The 19272-nt window shown below is 64.7% G+C and carries 13 protein-coding genes and 3 rRNA genes; 3 read left to right on the forward strand and 13 right to left on the reverse strand.

Features of this window, described 5'->3' with window-relative positions:
* Window positions 1-6: 6 nt before the first annotated feature.
* From recN to V5D55_RS18435, 9 genes are all read right to left on the reverse strand, one after another.
* A complete protein-coding gene (gene recN, locus V5D55_RS18395) occupies window positions 7-1698 on the reverse strand; it encodes a DNA repair protein RecN (protein WP_435745852.1) in 1692 nt (563 codons plus the stop codon).
* Complete coding sequence (locus tag V5D55_RS18400) at window positions 1695-2615, reverse strand: NAD kinase (RefSeq protein WP_435745854.1); 921 nt, start codon at window positions 2613-2615, stop codon at window positions 1695-1697. Before V5D55_RS18400 ends, recN begins: the two co-directional genes overlap by 4 nt.
* Window positions 2612-3409, reverse strand: a complete 798-nt coding sequence (locus V5D55_RS18405) for a TlyA family RNA methyltransferase (RefSeq protein ID WP_435745857.1) — start codon at window positions 3407-3409, stop codon at window positions 2612-2614. Before V5D55_RS18405 ends, V5D55_RS18400 begins: the two co-directional genes overlap by 4 nt.
* Window positions 3406-3582 (reverse strand): hypothetical protein, encoded by a 177-nt coding sequence (locus tag V5D55_RS18410; protein ID WP_435745860.1) that lies wholly within the window; start codon window positions 3580-3582, stop codon window positions 3406-3408. The genes V5D55_RS18405 and V5D55_RS18410 overlap by 4 nt, the downstream gene beginning before the upstream one ends.
* Window positions 3583-3636: 54 nt before the next feature.
* The gene (locus V5D55_RS18415) at window positions 3637-4677 is read right to left on the reverse strand and encodes an HAD-IIA family hydrolase (protein ID WP_435745863.1); all 1041 of its coding nucleotides are present in this window, start codon (window positions 4675-4677) and stop codon (window positions 3637-3639) included.
* Window positions 4678-6624, reverse strand: coding sequence for a primosomal protein (locus V5D55_RS18420; protein WP_435745865.1), 1947 nt, complete (start codon window positions 6622-6624; stop codon window positions 4678-4680).
* A gap of 69 nt (window positions 6625-6693) precedes the next feature.
* Window positions 6694-6810 (reverse strand): 5S ribosomal RNA (gene rrf, locus V5D55_RS18425).
* A gap of 108 nt (window positions 6811-6918) precedes the next feature.
* Window positions 6919-10022, reverse strand: a 23S ribosomal RNA gene (locus tag V5D55_RS18430).
* Window positions 10023-10451: 429 nt separating this feature from the next.
* Window positions 10452-11974, reverse strand: a 16S ribosomal RNA gene (locus V5D55_RS18435).
* The 16S, 23S and 5S rRNA genes sit together here, the layout of an rRNA operon.
* A gap of 646 nt (window positions 11975-12620) precedes the next feature.
* Here V5D55_RS18435 and V5D55_RS18440 point away from each other — a divergent pair.
* Window positions 12621-13925, forward strand: coding sequence for a CoA transferase (locus tag V5D55_RS18440; protein WP_435745868.1), 1305 nt, complete (start codon window positions 12621-12623; stop codon window positions 13923-13925).
* On the opposite strand, the gene V5D55_RS18445 is transcribed toward V5D55_RS18440, so the two are convergent.
* The 4 genes from V5D55_RS18445 to V5D55_RS18460 form a co-directional block, all read right to left on the reverse strand.
* Window positions 13910-14704, reverse strand: a complete 795-nt coding sequence (locus V5D55_RS18445) for a DUF4184 family protein (protein WP_435745871.1) — start codon at window positions 14702-14704, stop codon at window positions 13910-13912. The two genes, V5D55_RS18440 and V5D55_RS18445, sit on opposite strands and share 16 nt — an antisense overlap.
* Window positions 14705-14787: 83 nt before the next feature.
* Window positions 14788-16086, reverse strand: coding sequence for a tyrosine--tRNA ligase (gene tyrS, locus V5D55_RS18450; protein WP_435745873.1), 1299 nt, complete (start codon window positions 16084-16086; stop codon window positions 14788-14790).
* 28 nt (window positions 16087-16114) lie between these two features.
* Window positions 16115-16918 carry a hypothetical protein gene (locus V5D55_RS18455; RefSeq protein WP_435745875.1) on the reverse strand — a complete coding sequence of 268 codons (804 nt, stop codon included), beginning with the start codon at window positions 16916-16918 and terminating at the stop codon, window positions 16115-16117.
* Window positions 16915-17559: a SatD family protein gene (locus V5D55_RS18460; RefSeq protein ID WP_435745877.1), complete on the reverse strand. Its 645-nt coding sequence runs from the start codon at window positions 17557-17559 to the stop codon at window positions 16915-16917. The genes V5D55_RS18455 and V5D55_RS18460 overlap by 4 nt, the downstream gene beginning before the upstream one ends.
* Window positions 17560-17618: 59 nt before the next feature.
* Between V5D55_RS18460 and V5D55_RS18465 the strand changes: the two genes are divergently transcribed.
* Both V5D55_RS18465 and V5D55_RS18470 read left to right on the forward strand, forming a co-directional pair.
* Window positions 17619-18203: a DUF1349 domain-containing protein gene (locus V5D55_RS18465; protein ID WP_435745880.1), complete on the forward strand. Its 585-nt coding sequence runs from the start codon at window positions 17619-17621 to the stop codon at window positions 18201-18203.
* Between the two features lie 192 nt (window positions 18204-18395).
* Entirely contained in the window at window positions 18396-19232 is an 837-nt protein-coding gene (locus V5D55_RS18470; protein ID WP_435745882.1) for an endonuclease domain-containing protein, read from the forward strand.
* Window positions 19233-19272: the final 40 nt, after the last annotated feature.

Genomic DNA, 19272 nt, shown 5'->3' on the forward strand with positions numbered 1-19272 from the left:
ATCCTATCAGGCGTCTGAGGTGCCGAGGCTGAGAAGTTCTCGGGCGTGGGTGAGTGCAGCATCCGAATCGGCGAGTCCCGACAGCAGTCGAGCCATCTCGGCTTCCCGGTCGGATCCCTCCAGACGCCGCACGCTGGAGGCTGTGACCGCGCCATCGTTGGACTTGACGACCGACAGATGGTTGCTCGCGAAAGCCGCGACCTGGGCGAGATGCGTGACGGCGATGACCTGAGATTTCTCGGCGAGCCGGGCGAGTCGCCGGCCCACCTCGATCGCCGCCGCGCCGCCGATGCCCGCATCGACCTCGTCGAAGACGAACGTCGGCACGGGGTCGGTCCCTGCGATGACGACCTCGATCGCCAGCATCACCCGGGAGAGCTCTCCCCCGGACGCGCCCTTGCCGACAGAGCGCGGGTCCGCGCCCGGATGCGGGGCGAGCAGGATGGCCACGTCATCACGGCCGTTGCTGCTCTCGGCGCCCTCCGTCACGGCCACTTCGAGGCGGGCGTCGGGCATCGCGAGAGCATGCAGTTCTTCACTGACGGCGGCGCCGAGGCGAGATGCGGCTGACGTGCGCTCTGCGGTCAGTGCCGCGGCGTGCTCGTCGAGCTCAGCACGGACGGCATCGCGTTCCGCCACCAGGCGTTCGATGCGCTCTCCGTCGTCGTCGAGTTCGGCCAGACGCGCGGAGCCCGTCTGCCACACCGTGAGTGCTTCGTCGAGCGAACCGTGCGCACGGATCAGGGTTCCGAGAGCGGCGCGGCGCTCCTCGACGGCGGCGAGTTCGTGCGGGCCCGACTCGTCGAGGTCGGCGAGGTAGGCCGAGAGGAGCCCGGCGACGTCGGCGATGCGATAGCCGATGTCGGCGAGAGTCTCCGAGATCTCGGCGAGCTTCGAATCCGTGACGCGCTCGAGCAGACGACGAGCCTCGGCGACCAGGGCCGAGGCATCAGGCTCGCCCTCTTCGCTCGACAGTGCTCCGTGCGCGAGGGATGCCGCCAATCGCAGCTCCTCGGAGTTGGCGAGGCGCTCGGCGCGCTCGCTGAGCTCCTGGTCCTCCCCCGGTTCCGGCGCTGTCGCCTCGATGAGCGCGAGGGCTTCGCGCAGACGAGCTGCCTCTTCGGCGCGGCGGTCGCGGTTCTCGGATATCTCGGTGATCTCGGCGTCGAGCGTCCGCCAGCGGGCGAAGGAGGCCGTGTAACCCTCGAGAGCATTCGCGACCGGTGCACCGCCGAAACGATCGAGAGCGTCACGCTGCGCGGCCGCGGAGCGCAGGCGCAGCTGCTCCGACTGGCCGTGCACCACCACGAGCTCCTCGGCGAGGGCCGACAGGACGCCCGCGGGAGCGGCTCGACCGCCGACGCTGGCCCTGCTGCGCCCCTCGGCGCTCAGGGTGCGCGACACGTAGAGCTCGGCGCGGTCGTTGCCCGCGGGCTCGAGCTCGCCGCCGGCATCCGTGACGATGTCGGCGACATCACCCGTCTCCGGGACGATCCAGACTCCGGCGACCGAGGCCTGAGCGGCGCCCGCGCGCACGGCCCCCGAGTCGGCACGCTGACCCAGCAGGAGGCCGAGACCGGTGACGACCATGGTCTTTCCCGCACCGGTCTCACCGGTGATCGCGGTGAAGCCCGGTCCGAGCGGCAGAACAGCGTCGGCGATGACGCCGAGGTCCTGCATCCGCATCTCTTCGATCATCGCTGCTTCCCCGGCTCCTGACCGCGCCATCCTTCGACAGGCAGGCGGAACTTGCGCACGAGACGATCGGTGAAAGCGGCGTGGTGCAAGCGGGCCAGCCGCACCGGGCGGGAGGACCGCCGGACGACCACGCGGGCACCGGGAGGCAGGTCGTGCGAGCGCCGGCCGTCGCACCACAGGATTCCGGAGCCGTCGGTGCGCTCGAGCATCTCGATGGCCACGGCGGCGTCAGGGCTGACCACCAGCGGCTTGGCGAACAGCGCGTGCGCCGACAGCGGGATCACGGCGATGGCCTCGACGCTGGGCCAGATCACCGGACCGCCCGCGGAGAAGTTGTACGCGGTCGAGCCGGTGGGCGTCGAGACGACCATGCCGTCGCAGGCGAAGCTCGACAGCGGTCGGCCGTCGATCTCGAGCACGACCTCGATCATCCGCTCGCGGCTGGCCTTCTCGACGGTGGCCTCGTTGAGCGCCCAGGTGTCGTAGACCACGGCGCCGGCAGCATCCTTCACCCGCACTGACAGGGCCAGACGCTCCTCGACCTCGTAGTCGCGGTCGATCACCCGTCGGACGGCGTCATCCATGTCGTCGCGGTCGATCTCCGCGAGGAACCCGACGTGGCCCATGTTGATGCCGAGCACGGGTGCACCGCTGTCGCGCACGAGTTCGGCCGCGCGCAGGATGGTCCCGTCACCGCCCAGCACGATCGCGAGCTCGAGCTCGGCGGGATCTGCGGACGTTCCGAGCACGCCGACATCTTGGAAGAAGTCATCGACGGCGGCGAGGGCGGAGTGGTCGTCGGCCGCGAGGACGGGATGGGCGCCGGCTCCCCGCAGCGCGTCGATCACGCGACGGGCGGCCTGCACGGTCTCGACCCGGCCGGCGTGGGCGACGACCAGGATCTTGCGCTCGTTCATCGTCCCCCTGCCAGTCGATTGATGCTGTCCAACCATTCTGTCGGATTGCTGCCCCGTCCCGGCGCGAGGTGCACAAGGTATTCGGCATTGCCGTGTGTTCCGAGGATCGGGGAGGGAAGGATGCCGAGCATCCCGAGTCCGGCATCCCACGCACTCCAGACGGTGCGTGCTACCGCATCCGCTCGTGTGGCGGGATCGGTGACGAGGCCTCCGCGCACGGCGGTCCGCCCGACCTCGAACTGCGGCTTCACGAGCAGCAGGATGTCGGATGCCGGGGCGGCGACCGCCGCGACGGCGGGCAGCACGAGTTCGAGCGAGATGAAGGAGAGGTCTCCGACGATCAGGTCGGGCGGCTCCTGTTCGCCGGTCACCTCTGCGAGGTTCTCCGGAGTCATGTGCCGGACGTTGTAGCCCTCGACGGCGACGACCGCAGAGTCAGCAGCGATTGTCGGTGCGAGTTGACCGTGCCCGACATCGACCGCGAGCACCCGCCGCGCGCCGCGTTCGCGCAGCACCTGCGTGAATCCTCCGGTGGAGGCGCCCATGTCGAGAGCGAGTCTTCCCGCCACGGCGATGCCGAAGCCGTCGAGGCCGGCGATGAGCTTGTGCGCGGCGCGTCCGACGTAATGATCGGCGCCCGCGATGGTGATCTCGGCAGAATCGTCGACCGAAGTCGACGGCTTCACCACCGGGCGTCCGTTGACGCTCACGAGACCCTCGGAGATGAGAGTGGCTGCGTGGCTGCGCGAACGGGCGAGTCCTCGGGCGGCGAGGGCGGCGTCGAGTCGCGTCATCGGGATGCCGGAGTCTCCCGCTGATCGAGCTTCGCACCGCTGTCGAGGCGGCGGGACAGCTCGTCGTGCAACGCGGAATAGGCATTGGCCCGTGCCGGGAGCGGCTGACCTTCGATCAATCGCAGACGGCTCCACAAGCCGTCGGTCGGCCCATTCGTCGTCTCATCAGTCACGGGTTCCACTGTACGCGGCCGTCTCGACGGACGAGGGAGGCACGGCGGCCTCCGTCAGGGACGGTGGAACGGATCGTCGTAGAGACGTTCAGGGACGCGGAGCACGAACACCGGAGTGCCGGAGGCCCAGATCGCCGCGGCCCCCGCACGGAGCAGATCGATCTGTACGCCGGACTCCGCGACGATCTCCACGTCGGCGCCGGAGACGCGGACGGCGGCGCCGTTCACGTGGAACACGCCGTCTTTCTCGACGACCTCTGGATACGGCTGATGCAGCTCGCGCAGGTCGCCGAGGATGTAGGTGGGGCGGGACCCCTCCGGGGCAGCGAGCACGTGCTTCGGACGATCGATGCCCGTCAGCACGAGGACCGAGTCGATGCCGACGCGGCACGCGCCCATGATGTCCGTGTCGAGCCGATCGCCGATGAACAACGCCTTGTGCGCTCCGAACCGGGCGAGTGCCTCCTCGAAGATCGGCGCCTCGGGCTTTCCGGCGACAGTGGCCAGCCGGCCGATGGCCGTGTGAACCGCTGACACCAGGGTGCCGTTGCCCGGAGCCACGCCGCGCTCGCGCGGGATCGTCCAGTCGGTGTTCGTGGCGATCCAGGGAATGCCGCCCTCGTCCTCGGGGAGCTTGAGGGCGAACGCCGCCTCCGCGAGATCCGTCCATGCCACTTCGGGCGCGAAGCCCTGCACGACGGCGTCGGGCGAGTCCTCGGCGCTGCGCGTGACGGTGTAGCCCGCCTTCGTGACCTCGTCGACCAGACCATCACCGCCCACCACGAGGATCGTGGCCGGAGCCGGGAGGATCCCCGCGAGCAGGCGCATCGCGGCCTGCGGGCTCGTCACGACGTCTGCGGCGGCGACATCGAGCCCGAGACTGCTCAGATGTGCGGCGACAGATGCGTCGGTGCGGGCGGCATTGTTGGTGATGTACCCCAGCCGGGCGGACTCGCCGGCACGATTGAGGCTCTCCACCGCGTAGGGCAGCGCCCCCGGACCCGCGTAGACGACCCCATCCAGATCGGCGAGAACTGTGTCGACGCCCTCAAGCGGTGTGGACGCGGCGGGGCGCTTCCGGGAGAACAGCGCCACTTACGCCTCCAGCTCCGGCTCTCCGGACACGTCTTCGTCTTCGTCTACGTCTTCACCCAGGAGCTCGCGCACCTCGTCCTCGACCGTCGGCTCGGCGTCGGTGGCCGGCTCGGCGTCGGGAACATCGGCGTCAGGAGCAGACTGCTCGATCGGCGCAGACTCGTCGGCGGGGAGGTCGTCGGCGGGGAGGTCGTCGGCGGGGAGGTCGTCGGACTCAGCGGCATCCGACTCATCGTCCGCTACGGTCTCGTCATCCTCGTCGTCGAACTCACCCTCGATCATGCCGTCCTCGATGATGATCTCCTCGTCGCCGGCTTCGTCGACGCCCAGAGCCTCGGCTGCGACCTCGGCACGGTGCGCCCAGAAGGCTGCCTCGTCGTCGCGTCCGAGATCCTCGAGCACGGCTGCGCGAGCGGCGAACAGCGAAGGACTCCATTCGAAAGCGCGATCGGGATCCAGTTCCGGGATCTCCAGTTCACCGAGAGCCAGCTCGAGATCGCCCTGATCGAGACGAGCGCCTGACATCGCGATCGCGAGTGCGACGCGGACGGGGGTCGCGAGAGCCGTGCGGTCGACGGCTCGTCCGGTCTCGAGCGCGCGGTCCGGTCGTCCGATCCCCCGCTCGCTGTCCACCATGAGGGCGATCTGGTCGTCCTTGCCGGAGATCCGTCGATAGGTGCGCAGCTCGCGCAGCGCCAGAGCGAAGTCCTCGGTCGCATAGGCGGTGATGCCGAGAGTCTCGCGGACGATCGCAATACGCCCCGCACGACGCGAAGCCGCGAGAGCGTGCTCATGAGCGAGCGCCGGGTCTTCGTCGATCAGGCGAGAGGCCATGGCCAGATGCCGCGCCACAAGCTCCGCGTTCTCCTTGCTCAGAGTCTTGAGCTCGTTACGGGCGGAGGTGTGCAGGTCGCGCGCGGTGACCTCGTCCGGAATGTGCGGGTCGTTGAAGCGCGGGCGCTCATCCGATGCCTGCACCGGACGTTCGCGGCCGGCCCCTCCGCGCTGCGGGTAGGAGCGAGAGCGGTCGCGATCGTTTCCGGCATCGCGGCGCGGTGCGGAGTCGCGGTTGTACCCGCCACCCTCTCGACGCGGGGCAGAATCACGGTTGTACCCGCCCCCCTCCCGGCGCGGAGCACCACCGGAGCGGTTGTCGCCATCACGACGCGGTGCGGAGTCGCGGTTGTAGCCGCTGCCTTCGCGGCGGGGCGCAGAGTCACGGTTGTACCCACCCTCACGACGAGGAGCGCCGCCGGAGCGGTTGTCGCCATCACGACGGGGAGCAGAATCGCGATTGTAACCGCCGCCCTCGCGACGCGGAGCGGAATCACGGTTGTAACCGCCACCCTCGCGACGCGGAGCGCCACCGGAGCGGTTGTCGCCATCACGGCGCGGTGCGGAATCGCGGTTGTAGCCGCCACCCTCACGACGCGGGGCAGAATCACGGTTGTAGCCGCCACTCTCACGGCGGGGCGCAGAGTCACGGTTGTACCCACCCTCACGACGAGGAGCGCCGCCGGAGCGGTTGTCGCCATCACGACGCGGAGCGGAATCACGGTTGTAACCGCCACCCTCGCGACGCGGAGCGGAATCACGGTTGTAACCGCCACCCTCGCGACGGGGCGCAGAGTCGCGGTTGTAACCACCTTCACGGCGGGGCGCGGAGTCGCGGTTGTAACCACCCTCACGACGCGGGGCGCCACCGGAGCGGTTGTCGCCCTCGCGACGCGGAGCAGAATCGCGGTTGTAACCGCCCTCGCGACGCGGAGCGGAATCACGGTTGTAACCGCCACCCTCGCGGCGCGGAGCGCCGCTGCCGGAGCGGTTGTCGCCGTCGCGACGAGGAGCCCCGTCGCGGTTGTAGGGGGGTCGACCACCGGAAGGACGCTGACCGCGCGTTCCACCATCGTCATTGCGACGCGGACGGCGCTCTTCTTCTTCCGGCATGATGCTCCCTATTTTCGTGTAAACGAAAAATGGCCACCCAGCGTTGGGTGGCCATTTTGTCTAAATTAAGTCCGGCGGTGTCCTACTCTCCCACAGGGTCCCCCCTGCAGTACCATCGGCGCTGTGAGGCTTAGCTTCCGGGTTCGGAATGTAACCGGGCGTTTCCCTCACGCTATGGCCGCCGAAACACTATTGATGTTTCAATCAAACACATAACAAAGTCAATGTTGTTATGCGGTTCTCGACCGTACATCGAGAACCACTCAGTGGACGCGTAGCACCAACAAACGGTGTGTTATCAAGTCATCGGCTTATTAGTACCAGTCAGCTGCATGCATTACTGCACTTCCACATCTGGCCTATCAACCCAGTAGTCTGGCTGGGAGCCTCTCACCCGAAGGTATGGAAGTCTCATCTTGAGGCCGGCTTCCCGCTTAGATGCTTTCAGCGGTTATCCATCCCGAACGTAGCTAATCAGCGGTGCTCCTGGCGGAACAACTGACACACCAGAGGTTCGTCCAACCCGGTCCTCTCGTACTAGGGTCAGATCCTCTCAAACTTCCTACGCGCGCAGCGGATAGGGACCGAACTGTCTCACGACGTTCTAAACCCAGCTCGCGTACCGCTTTAATGGGCGAACAGCCCAACCCTTGGGACCTACTCCAGCCCCAGGATGCGACGAGCCGACATCGAGGTGCCAAACCATGCCGTCGATATGGACTCTTGGGCAAGATCAGCCTGTTATCCCCGAGGTACCTTTTATCCGTTGAGCGACAGCGCTTCCACAAGCCACTGCCGGATCACTAGTCCCGACTTTCGTCCCTGCTCGACCTGTCAGTCTCACAGTCAAGCTCCCTTGTGCACTTACACTCGACACCTGATTGCCAACCAGGTTGAGGGAACCTTTGGGCGCCTCCGTTACTTTTTGGGAGGCAACCGCCCCAGTTAAACTACCCACCAGGCACTGTCCCTGAACCGGATTACGGTTCGAAGTTAGATATCCAGAGTGACCAGAGTGGTATTTCAACAATGACTCCACACGAACTAGCGTCCATGCTTCAAAGTCTCCCACCTATCCTACACAAGCCACACCGAACACCAATACCAAGCTGTAGTAAAGGTCACGGGGTCTTTCCGTCCTGCTGCGCGTAACGAGCATCTTTACTCGTAATGCAATTTCGCCGAGTTCGCGGTTGAGACAGTTGGGAAGTCGTTACGCCATTCGTGCAGGTCGGAACTTACCCGACAAGGAATTTCGCTACCTTAGGATGGTTATAGTTACCACCGCCGTTTACTGGGGCTTAAATTCTCAGCTTCGCCTTACGGCTAACCGGTCCTCTTAACCTTCCAGCACCGGGCAGGCGTCAGTCCGTATACATCGTCTTGCGACTTGGCACGGACCTGTGTTTTTAGTAAACAGTCGCTACCCACTAGTCTCTGCGGCCTCCAAACGCTTTTGGGAGCAAGTCCCTATACGCCGAAGGCCCCCCTTCTCCCGAAGTTACGGGGGCATTTTGCCGAGTTCCTTAACCACGATTCTCTCGATCTCCTTGGTATTCTCTACCTGACCACCTGAGTCGGTTTGGGGTACGGGCGGCTAGAACCTCGCGTCGATGCTTTTCTTGGCAGCATAGGATCACCCACTTATTATCCGCATCGTGTCTCAGCCTGTATGAGTCGCGGATTTGCCTACGACTCGGCCTACGCACTTGCACCCGGACAACCATCGCCGGGCTGGGCTACCTTCCTGCGTCACACCTGTTAATACGCTAACCGCACCAGAATGGGGTCGTGCGCTAGGCCCAGAGCGTCACCCCGAAGGGATCAGTCACTAGGATTCAGACACTTAGCACTACTGGATTAGCTTGGGCGGTTCTTCGCCGGTACGGGAATATCAACCCGTTGTCCATCGACTACGCCTGTCGGCCTCGCCTTAGGTCCCGACTTACCCAGGGAAGATTAGCTTGACCCTGGAACCCTTGGTCTTTCGGAGGACGTGTTTCTCACACGTCATTCGCTACTCATGCCTGCATTCTCACTCGTGTAGCCTCCACGGCTGGTTCACACCGCCGCTTCGCTGGCCACACGACGCTCTCCTACCCATCAACACGGCTGGACCACGAAGGCCTACCAATAATGTCAATGCCACAACTTCGGTGGCGTGCTTGAGCCCCGTTACATTGTCGGCGCGGAATCACTTGACCAGTGAGCTATTACGCACTCTTTCAAGGGTGGCTGCTTCTAAGCCAACCTCCTGGTTGTCAAGGCAACTCCACATCCTTTCCCACTTAGCACGCGCTTTGGGACCTTAGTTGGTGGTCTGGGTTGTTTCCCTCTCGACTATGAAGCTTATCCCCCACAGTCTCACTGCTGCGCTCTCACTTACCGGCATTCGGAGTTTGGCTGACGTCAGTAACCTTGTAGGGCCCATCGGCCATCCAGTAGCTCTACCTCCGGCAAGAAACACGCAACGCTGCACCTAAATGCATTTCGGAGAGAACCAGCTATCACGAAGTTTGATTGGCCTTTCACCCCTATCCACAGCTCATCCCCTCAGTTTTCAACCTAAGTGGGTTCGGTCCTCCACGACGTCTTACCGTCGCTTCAACCTGGCCATGGATAGATCACTTCGCTTCGGGTCTAGGACATGCGACTGAATCGCCCTATTCAGACTCGCTTTCGCTACGGCTACCCCACACGGGTTAACCTCGCCACATATCGCTAACTCGCAGGCTCATTCTTCAAAAGGCACGCTGTCACCCCTACTAAGGAGGCTCCAACGGTTTGTAAGCAAACGGTTTCAGGTACTATTTCACTCCCCTCCCGGGGTACTTTTCACCTTTCCCTCACGGTACTTGTCCGCTATCGGTCATCTGGGAGTATTTAGGCTTATCAGGTGGTCCTGACAGATTCACACGGGATTTCACGGGCCCCGTGCTACTTGGGATACTCTTCGCGCCAAGCAAGGCATTTCGACTACGGGGTTGGCACCCTCTATGACCGGCCTTTCAAGACCGTTCGTCTATACCTTCTTGTAACGCCGCCACCTCGGCAGAGATGACTGAAAAGTCCCACAACCCCCAACGTGCAACACCTGCCGGCTATCACACACGCTAGGTTTAGCCTGTTCCGGTTTCGCTCGCCACTACTAACGGAATCGCGGTTGCTTTCTCTTCCTGTGGGTACTGAGATGTTTCACTTCCCCACGTTCCCTCTACCCGCCCTATATATTCAGGCGGGAGTCACTAGGTCGGCACGCCGCCCAGCGGGGTTTCCCCATTCGGACACCCTCGGATCAAAACTTGCTTATCAGTTCCCCGAGGCTTATCGCAGATTGCTACGTCCTTCTTCGGCTCCAGATGCCAAGGCATCCACCGTTTGCTCTTAAAGACTTGAAATCACATGAGTTTGAATCAAAAACTCGACCCCACCCGAAGATGGAATCTGAAATTGACTAATGATCTTTAAGATCATCTTGTGCAACAACCCGAAAGTTGTTGCAAGATGCTCGCGTCCACTGTGTAGTTCTCAAAGTACGGGCGGTACCCCTTGCCGCCACCCCAACCGGGGAAACAACAAAAGGTCCAGAGTAACCGACTGTGCACCCAACCCGAAGGCCAGTGCGCATCCGGTCCCTCAGGACCCAACAGCGTGCAGACACCCGCCCCCTCACCCAGAACCTTCCAACCGCTCCGAAGAACGACGTACTAGCTCCAAGATCAGATCTTGATGTCATGTCAAATGTTCCACCCATGAGCTCCCAGCGAAGAACGAACGCCTTCGATCTGGGTTCTGGACACCTACAAGAGGTGTCAGATGCTCCTTAGAAAGGAGGTGATCCAGCCGCACCTTCCGGTACGGCTACCTTGTTACGACTTAGTCCTAATTACCGATCCCACCTTCGACGGCTCCCTCCAAAAAGGTTAGGCCACCGGCTTCAGGTGTTACCGACTTTCATGACTTGACGGGCGGTGTGTACAAGACCCGGGAACGTATTCACCGCAGCGTTGCTGATCTGCGATTACTAGCGACTCCGACTTCATGAGGTCGAGTTGCAGACCTCAATCCGAACTGGGACCGGCTTTTTGGGATTCGCTCCACCTCGCGGTATTGCAGCCCTTTGTACCGGCCATTGTAGCATGCGTGAAGCCCAAGACATAAGGGGCATGATGATTTGACGTCATCCCCACCTTCCTCCGAGTTGACCCCGGCAGTATCCCATGAGTTCCCACCATTACGTGCTGGCAACATAGAACGAGGGTTGCGCTCGTTGCGGGACTTAACCCAACATCTCACGACACGAGCTGACGACAACCATGCACCACCTGTTTACGAGTGTCCAAAGAGTTGACCATTTCTGGCCCGTTCTCGTATATGTCAAGCCTTGGTAAGGTTCTTCGCGTTGCATCGAATTAATCCGCATGCTCCGCCGCTTGTGCGGGTCCCCGTCAATTCCTTTGAGTTTTAGCCTTGCGGCCGTACTCCCCAGGCGGGGAACTTAATGCGTTAGCTGCGTCACGGAATCCGTGGAATGGACCCCACAACTAGTTCCCAACGTTTACGGGGTGGACTACCAGGGTATCTAAGCCTGTTTGCTCCCCACCCTTTCGCTCCTCAGCGTCAGTTACGGCCCAGAGATCTGCCTTCGCCATCGGTGTTCCTCCTGATATCTGCGCATTCCACCGCTACACCAGGAATTCCAATCTCCCCTACCGCACTCTAGTCTGCCCGTACCCACTGCAGGCCGGAGGTTGAGCCTCCGGATTTCACAGCAGACGCGACAAACCGCCTACGAGCTCTTTACGCCCAATAATTCCGGATAACGCTTGCGCCCTACGTATTACCGCGGCTGCTGGCACGTAGTTAGCCGGCGCTTTTTCTGCAGGTACCGTCACTTTCGCTTCTTCCCTGCTAAAAGAGGTTTACAACCCGAAGGCCGTCATCCCTCACGCGGCGTTGCTGCATCAGGCTTGCGCCCATTGTGCAATATTCCCCACTGCTGCCTCCCGTAGGAGTCTGGGCCGTGTCTCAGTCCCAGTGTGGCCGGTCACCCTCTCAGGCCGGCTACCCGTCGACGCCTTGGTGAGCCATTACCTCACCAACAAGCTGATAGGCCGCGAGCCCATCCCCAACCGAAAAATCTTTCCAACCACAGACCATGCGATCGTGGTACATATCCAGTATTAGACGCCGTTTCCAGCGCTTATCCCAGAGTCAGGGGCAGGTTGCTCACGTGTTACTCACCCGTTCGCCACTGATCCACCCAGCAAGCTGGGCTTCACCGTTCGACTTGCATGTGTTAAGCACGCCGCCAGCGTTCATCCTGAGCCAGGATCAAACTCTCCGTAAAAAAGAAATGCATACCCCACCGGGAAAACGGTGACGCAGCGAGTTTGATGCTGACCAAAGAGATGACATCATTGCTGACTTCATCCGAATGCCAACCCCACAAGGAGGTTGGTCTTTGATCCAAAGGAATTCTCACCCCCACCGAAATGGAGACGAGGATAATTTGGCATTTGACAAGTGCACGCTGTTGAGTTCTCAAGGATCGGATGCTCCCACGACCCAGCCATCACAGCCAGGCCCGAAGGGCAACTTCTCTATCTTAGCCATCCCGACTCGCTTGTCAAACCGGCGCGCCAGGCGGATCTGAGATCCGCTGCGCAGCCTGTTCCAGCTGCAGAAGGGGTGGATCTCCCATCCTAGACGCAAGCGCCTGATCTCTCAAGAGAGTGGATCGGGAGGTGGTTCTCCGCTTGAGGGGGGTGAAGCTCTGGGCTTCTCCGCTTCCCTGTGGGGCGAACAAGTAATAAGTTACGGGGATTCCGGGGTTCTGGCAAATCGAGGCACCACCCCCGGGCGTGTCGCCGGGCCTCCCCCGAGGACTTCGCCCGGATCAGCCCCGCTTTTTCCTGCCGGGGGTGCGCGGAGTACGATCGCGCCATGCCTGCACCCACCCATCGACGCCTCACGCCGCATGAGGGGCGAGCCACGTGAACGCGGGCTCCCTGTTGTCCCGCATCTGGGGCGAGTTGGGCGGGGACCCGCGCGCGCTCGACGACGTGACCGCATCGGGGAACGCCGTCCCTCTCCGCTCGCGACTCGCCATCGGCGAGCTCGCGTGGACGAGCGTCGCCGCTGCGACGCTCGTCGCTGGCGGCGACCCTTCGGTCATAGATCCGGAGCGAGTCTCGGTCGCCTATCGGAGCGATCGCGCGCTCACCATCGACGGCACGGCGCCACCGGTGTGGTCGCCGTTCTCGGGCTTCTGGGAAACGGCCGACGGATGGATCCGCACCCACGGGAACTACCCACATCATGCGGCCGCCCTGCGCGCCGCGCTGGGACTGACGGAAGCGGTCGACGCCGATCGTCTCCGCGACGTGATCCTCGGCCTGTCGGCAGTCGACGCCGTCTCCGCGATCACGTCGACGGGAGGTCTCGCCGTGCCCGTCATCGCCGAGGATCCCGACGCGGATGCCCGACTCCGTCAGCAACCACTGCTCGATATCCGCCGCCTCAACTCCGCCTCGACGCTTCGAATGCCGCGGAACGTATCGGGACCTCTCCCCCTGTCCGGCATGCGTGTGCTCGACCTCACCCGCGTGATCGCCGGTCCCGTGTGCACGCGCACTCTCGCGCTGCTCGGAGCGGATGTGCTGCGGATCGATCCCCCGGATCTGCCGGAGCCGGAGTGGCAGCACGTCGACACCGGCCACGGCAAGCGCACTGCGCTCCTCGACGCTCGTTCCCCACGGATGCAGGAGCTGCTGGCCGGGGCGGATGCCGTGGTGCTCGGCTATCGGCCGGCCGCACTGGATCGACTCGGTCTCACGCCCGAGGCCTTGGCGCAGCGGCATCCGGGGCTCGTCATCGCGCAGCTCAGCGCCTGGGGTACCGACCGGCCGGAACACGCCGGCTTCGACAGCCTCGTGCAGGCCGAGTCGGGAATCGCGCTCGTCGAATCCGCCGACGGCACGACTCCGGGCGCGCTCCCGGCGCAAGCGCTGGACCACAGCGCCGGCTACCTGCTCGCCGCAGCGATCACGACTCTCCTGCGTCGGCGCGAGGTCGAGGGCGGCACATGGTTCGTCCACACATCGCTCCGCCGCATCGCCGGCGAGCTTCTCGGCATGCCACGGCGCGCCCGACTCGATCCGGCTGTCCCGATCGACGAGGCCGCACACATTGCGCGATTCGTCGTCGCAGGACACGAGCTCACCACGTCCCGTCCGGCATTGCCCGGCCGGGAATTCGCGGCACCGCGCCCCTGGGGTGGGGATCAGCCGCGCTGGTGACCTCGGCGGCTCAGCGAAAGCACGATGGACAGCAGCACCGTGATCGCTCCCCACACGGCACACGCGGGTGGGAGCACGCGGTACGCGAGATGCTGCACCGTGAACTCGGCGTCCAGTGGTCCGAGCACGACGAGCCCGAGGACCCACGCGCCGATCAGGATCACCGGAAGGGACACCCACCACGCCAGCCGCACTCCGGCCGGAAGCCACTGCTCCCCCGTCGAACGGGGCGTCTGGCGGCGGACCCAGAGCAGAGCCCACACCCCGATGATCACGAGCCCGATCACACTCGACCCATGCTGGAGCCACTTGAAACCGGCGAGCGGCCCCCACATCTCGTCGAGGGCAGGGAACAGCTCCACGCCCCATCGCCCCTCGTGAGTGAACAGGTCCCACAGGATGTGCGAGATCACGCCGAGCAGCAACGAGATCGCGAGGAGCAGCGGATATCCGCGCCGTTCCCCCACGCCGACCGCGCGGCTCGCCGCCGACAGCCCACCCGTCGACCACTCCGTCGGCAGTCTGCGGGCGAGCCATCGAGGAGCGAGTTCCGGCACCGCGGGCCGCAGCACCACGCGCCAGACCAGGAACAGCACGAAGGCGAGCAGTGCCGTCCACACGACGTTTCCGTTGTCATGCGTGAACGAGTAGTTCAACCCCACGCCACGCAGGAACAGCGGCAGATCCGGCGTCATCGCACCGATCGCGATGGCCGCCGGTATCAGCGGCGTGCGGATGAACGGCAGCGCGACGAGGGCGTGGCTCGGGGTGAACGGCATCGAATCTCCTGACGAGCTGGCTGACTCCGAGGAGCCTAGCCGCGCGTTCCTGGAAGGCGCCCGCGCGCGTGGATGAGGGCTGCTCAGCCGATGAAGACGCCGGCGAGGGTCTTCTTCCCGCGGCGGAGCACGGAGACTCCCCCGGGAAGTGCGCCCTGGATCAGCGCCGTCTCGTCGACCCGGAAGCCGTCGAGCGACACACCGCCCTGACTGATCGCCCGTCGCGCCTCGGAGAGACTCGACACCAGTCCGGTCGTGACCAGCGCGTCGAGCACGGGCGTGCCCGCAGCGACGGTCGCGTTCGGCAGTTCCTCGAGCGCGGTGCGCAACGTGTCGGCATCCAGCGCAGACAGGTCGCCCTGACCGAAGAGAGCTTCGGATGCCGCGATCACCGCCGCCGCCGCATCGACACCGTGCACGGTCGCGACCACTTCGAGCGCGAGACGCTTCTGCGCCGCACGGCGGAAGGGCTCGGACTCGACCAGCGCCGCGTACTCCTCGATCTCCGCACGGCTGAGGAACGTGAAGACCTTCAACCGATCGATGACGTCGGCATCGGAGCTGCTCAGCCAGAACTGGTACATCCGGTAGGGGCTGCACATCTCGGGGTCGAGCCAGATGGCGTTGCCCTCGCTCTTGCCGAACTTCGTGCCGTCGCTGTTGGTGATCAGGGGCGTTCCGATGGCGTGGGCCGAGACACCCTCGGCCCGACGGATCAGGTCGGTGCCGCTGGTCAGGTTGCCCCACTGATCCGAACCGCCGGTCTGCAGCACGCAGTCGTACTGGCGGTACAGCTCGAGGTAGTCCATGCCCTGCAGAATCTGGTAGCTGAACTCGGTGTAGCTGATGCCCTCATCCGAGTTGAGGCGGGCAGCGACAGCATCCTTCTTCAGCATCGTGCCGACGCGGTAGTGCTTGCCGATCTCGCGCAGGAAGTCGATCGCCGACATCGGCGCCGTCCAGTCCAGGTTGTTCACCATGCGCGCGGCGTTGTCGCCTTCGAAGCTGAGGTACCGCTCGACCTGAGTCCGCAGGCGCTCGACCCACTCGGCAACGGTCTCGCGAGTGTTCAAGGTGCGCTCGGCCGTCGGCCGGGGGTCGCCGATGAGGCCCGTCGAACCGCCGACCAGTCCAAGGGGCTTGTGCCCCGCGAGCTGGATGCGACGCATCGTCAGCAACTGCACGAGGTTGCCCAGATGCAGGCTCGGCGCGGTCGGGTCGAACCCGCAGTAATACGTGATCGGGTCTCCTCCGAGAAGGGCGCGCAGCGCCTCCTGGTCGGTGGACACATGGACGAGGCCGCGCCACACGAGTTCGTCCCACACGTTCTCGAACGTGGGGTCGATCGCCGGAATCGCGGTCGTCAGATCGGAAGTTGACACGCGCTCCAGGCTATCAGCGCCCGTCGGCTCAGCTGTGCGCCGCCCACCACACGAGGAACGCGGCACTCAGCGCCATGACCCAGCTGACGAGACTGCCGACGAGGAAGTACTCGGCCCGCGCGCCGGTCTCTCCGTCGCGGGAGATCTCCGGGAAGCGCACGATGCCCTTGGCGGCGAGCATCGCGGCGAGCACGGGGTACGCGGCGGCGAGAGTGAGGATCATCACGATCGTGCGCTCCAGTGGGCCGATCAGACGCCCGCCTTTGAAGCCGCCGCGCGGGTCGACGGGTTTCGCCGGCGTCGGGTCGGTCGCGGTCTCGTCGCCGGCATCCGCGAGCAACGGGACGGGGCTGGTCAGCTCGGGGACGACGGGAACGGTCGGTTCCGGATCGGCTGGTCGCCACGTGTGCTCCCCGTCGAGGGCCGCCCGCACCACGAGGTTCGAGGATTCGAGAAGAAAGACTCCGGCCCCCAGTACGAGCATCGCCAGATCGAAGGAGACCTCGCCGAAGGGCGACCGCAGCGCCCAGACCTGGCCGATGAGGCCGGCGTCTGCCCGCGCACCGAGCGACACGACCGCGCCGACGCTCACGATCCCGAGGAGGACGGCGGGCCAGAAGCCCAGCGGCGCCCGGCGTTCGTCTGGCATGCTCCAGACCCAGAGTGCGCCGACGACGAGGGCGGCGATCATCGGGAGGAGGGCGTCGCTGACGCTCCCCAACACCAGCAGCAGCACGGCTACGGTGAGGAATCCGATCCAACGACGCGGAGCGAACTGGCGGACGAGATCGACAGCGCCGACAGCCAGGAGGATGAAGCCGGCGATGATCATGCGATACTCCCTCGCAGCGCGGAGACGCCTTCCAGGAGTGCCGCTGCTCCCGCGCTCTTCAGGGATTTGGAGACGCTCGGCTGGGAGATGCCCTCGTCCGTCGCCAGCTCGTGCTGCGACCGGCCGATCAGACGGCCATACGTGAGCCTGCGCTCGCGCTCGCTCATCGCGCCGACCAGCTCGTCGCGGACGAGGAGGTAGGCGTTCGATGCAGCGATCGTGCTCTCCATGACTTCATCCTGCCCGGGGGCACCGACAATCCAGGTGCGCGCGCGCGGGATGGCGCGTCCTTCGCGGGCGTGAACCGTCTCGATCGCTGCTCTGGCGGCGTACCAGCCGGGGCCGTCGGCGAGTTCGCCGTGCACCGATTCGACCGCCGACACCTCTCCGACTCCGATGCCGAAGCGGAATGCGATCCCGTCGGGCAGCCGCAGCTGGAGCATCAGCAGGGCGGTCATGGCCTCCCCGAGATCTCGGTAGACGCCCTGCTGCTCGTCGCCGACCGTGGGCGTGAGCGGTCGCACGGCGAGCGGGAGGTCGTCTTCGATGCGCGCGATCGTCTCGTCCAGCACGTGCTGCGCGGCGGTGCGGTCGTCGAGCTTGCGAGAGCCCACGATGTCAGCGAGTACGGCGATGACCATGGCATAACCATATCACGCATAACTTCTCTTTATGCCTTGATTGGTTATATATTGGGAACATGCCCGAATCGCACATCATCCCCTGGGATGCCGGAACCTGGACCAACGCCCCGCAGTCGGTGCTCGACACCGACCAGCTCGAGGTCACCGCCGTCGAGGGCAGCGACGCATGGCGGCATACCGCGTACGGCTTCGTGCACGACACCGAGCACGCGCTGCTCGCTCCCCTCGCTGTCGGCGAAGCCGTCGACGTGTCCTTCCGCGCACCGTGGGAAGGACAGTTCGACCAGGCCGGCGTCTTCGTGCGCATCGACGACGAGCACTGGATGAAGGCCGGCGTCGAGTACGCCGACGGACACCTCGGACTCGGCGCGGTCGTCACCGCCGGCGGCTCCGACTGGTCGGTCGGTCACGTCGACGAGTGGCTCGAGAGTGAGATCACCGTGCGGGTGAGCCGATGGGCGGATGCCGTGATCGTGCGGGCCCGCGCCGACGACGGACCCTGGCGACTGGTACGCGTCGCGCCCTTCGACGGCGCAGCCGCAGCATCCGCCGGTCCGTTCCTCGCCTCCCCCACCCGGACAGGCTTCACGGTGCGGTTCACCCGCTGGGCAGCATCCGCGGCCGACACCGACCTGCACTGAGGCGCGGGAGCCGACGATCCGCGGAGCCGATGACGGTTCCCGGATGAATCCCCGCGGACATTCCGGGATTCGTCGGACGCTCCGCGAATCGTCGGCCGACATGTGTCCTCCACAACCACGGAACTCGCCGCACTTGTTACGCCTCGGCACAAACGACGCCGGCCGTGACGACCCGGGAGCCATCGTGGGGTCATGCTTTCAGCCAAGGACACGATCGAACGACTCGGGGGCATGGCGCGAGGACGTCAACTCCGCCCCCTCGGATTCACGCGACAGCATCTCGCCGACCAGGTCAGACATGGAAACATCCAGCGCGTACGCAACGGCGTCTTCACAACTCATCCCCTCGACGAGAATGTGAGAGCCGCGACCGCCCACGGCGGGGCTCTGACGTGCGCGAGCGCGCTGCGCGACCAGGGCATCTGGGTGCTCCCTGCCGAAAACGGTCCGCACGTCTGGCTCGGACCGAAGCAGCATCCGCTCTCGCACCCGCGCTGCGCCTGCGTGTCGCACTACTACGACGGTCGCCCTCCGCTGGGGTCGGCCAGCGTCGAGGTCGCGCTCCGGCATCTCCGTCGTTGTGCCGGGGATGAAGCGTTCTTCGCGGCATACGAGTCCGCCTGGCGACTCCGAAAGCTGTCACCGTCGGCGCGGGCACGACTTCGCGCGTCACTGCCGACAACCGCGCGGTGGCTTCTCGATCTCGCGCGCGCCGATGCCGACAGCGGTCTGGAATCACTTCTCCGCCTGAGACTCCATCTCCTCGGCCTTCGGCTCGACTGCCAGATCGACATCACCGGGGTCGGCAGAGTCGATTTCGTCATCGCCGGCAAGCTCATCCTGGAAGCCGATGGCGATGAGAACCATGGTTCCGACACCCTCCGACACCACGATCGGGTTCGGGATGCCGCGGCGTCGCGCCTCGGATACGAGACGTTGCGGTTCGACTACGCCCAGATCGTGCACGACTGGCCGACCGTGCAGGCGGCGATCATCGGCGCGCTCCGTCGGATGCCGCTGGCCCGGTGACGTTTCGCGGAGCCGATGACGTTTCGCGGAGGAATCCCCG

The organism is Microbacterium sp. PMB16 (assembly GCF_051294855.1).
GTDB lineage: Bacteria > Actinomycetota > Actinomycetes > Actinomycetales > Microbacteriaceae > Microbacterium.